Genomic DNA, 1,526 nt, shown 5'->3' with positions numbered 1-1,526 from the left:
CATTCGTCAATCAACGGCATGTGACGACAGAAAAACTCGAAGCAACGATATGTGAAGTGATCAATGCCTATAATCGCTTCTGGCTACCCAAGCTTTGGGGAGATGCAAAGCGTGCTGGTGCCGACGGCACCAAGTGGGATCTCTACGAGAACAATCTGCTGTCGGAGTACCACATCCGCTACGGTAGCTGGGGTGGTGTCGCTTACTACCATGTCAGTGACACTTACATTGCCCTGTTTTCCCATTTTATCCCTTGCGGCGTTTGGGAGGCGATCTATATTCTTGACGGACTGACCAAAAACAAATCCGACATCCAACCGGATACGCTGCATGGCGATACACAGGCGCAAAGTACGCCAGTATTCGGTCTTGCTTATCTGTTGGGCATCAAATTGATGCCGCGTATCCGAAACTGGAAAGATTTGAAGTGCTACAAGCCCACATCAGAAGCAAGTTACAACCATATTGACGAGTTATTCACCAAGGACAATATCAATTGGGAGTTGATTGCCCGGCATCTACCGGATATGTTACAGATTGCGCTGTCGATCAAGGCTGGCCGCATCGCACCTTCGACGATCCTGCGTAAGCTCGGCACTGCCAGTCGGAAAAACAAATTATATTACGCATTTCGGGAACTGGGTCGGGTTGTCCGAACCTGCTTTCTTCTGGAATACGTGAATAGCGAAGAGTTGCGACGCCTCATTCAGAGCGCAACGAATCGATGCGAGAGTTTTAACAAGTTCGCCCAGTGGGTCTACTTTGCTTCTGACTTGATTCAGGAAAATGTACGGGACGAGCAACTGAAAGTCATCAAATATAATCATCTGATCGCCAATCTGCTGATCTTCCACAATTGTAAGAGCATGACGGAGGCGCTGAAGGAAATGCAAGATGATGGCATGGCATTGACGCCAGACATTTTGCGGGCGTTGAGTCCGTATCGGCAGCACCCCAGTCGATTCGGTATGTATGAGTTACGGGATAGCGAGGCTGGGCCGATAGATTATGACGTGCAGCTTGAACTCGTGAGGAACGAAGACAAAATGGAATTAGCTTAGCCGCTATTTCCCATTTTCGTAAGAATCCTTACGGTCATCCAGATTCGGACCAACTCCCGTTTAGCTTCCAGATCATAAAGACATCGGCCATCTTGCCCGTGTCCTGCAATCAATGGGCGCGATAAGCGGCGAGTAGTGTGCTCCTTCATAAGTGTCCACCTGATTATAAGTGGACACTAGCTGCAGGCCATCTATTAAATTAAGCGGCTATTTCATTGGCAATCATTTCAGCCTGTTTGAGAACCGTTTCAGTTGCCAATAACTGCATGTCCGGCGGATAGCCGTATTGCCGCAAAAGTCGCTTGATGATGACCTTCAATTTCGCCCTAACGCTTTCCTTGATCGTCCAATCAATTGAGGCATTCTCTTTCACTTTTTGCGTCAAAACAACCGCCAATTCCCTTAACTGATCGTGTTGCATGAGCTGTTTTGCGCTGTCATTGCTGGCGACCGCCGTGTAGAAGG

General features: G+C 48.4%; 2 protein-coding genes. One reads left to right on the top strand and one right to left on the bottom strand.

The window, feature by feature from the left end; genetic code table 11:
* A partial coding sequence (locus AC3B8H_RS21225) for a transposase (protein ID WP_488443492.1) occupies positions 1–1,061 on the top strand: 1,061 nt, incomplete at its 5' end.
* A gap of 199 nt (positions 1,062–1,260) precedes the next feature.
* Here AC3B8H_RS21225 and AC3B8H_RS21220 read toward each other — a convergent pair.
* On the bottom strand, positions 1,261–1,526 hold a 266-nt coding region (locus AC3B8H_RS21220), incomplete at its 5' end, for a type I restriction enzyme endonuclease domain-containing protein (protein ID WP_488443491.1).

This window comes from Methylomonas sp. BG-2 (assembly GCF_057766305.1).
Note: the sequence above shows the minus strand (reverse complement) of the source record. Positions and strands in the feature narration are given on the sequence as shown.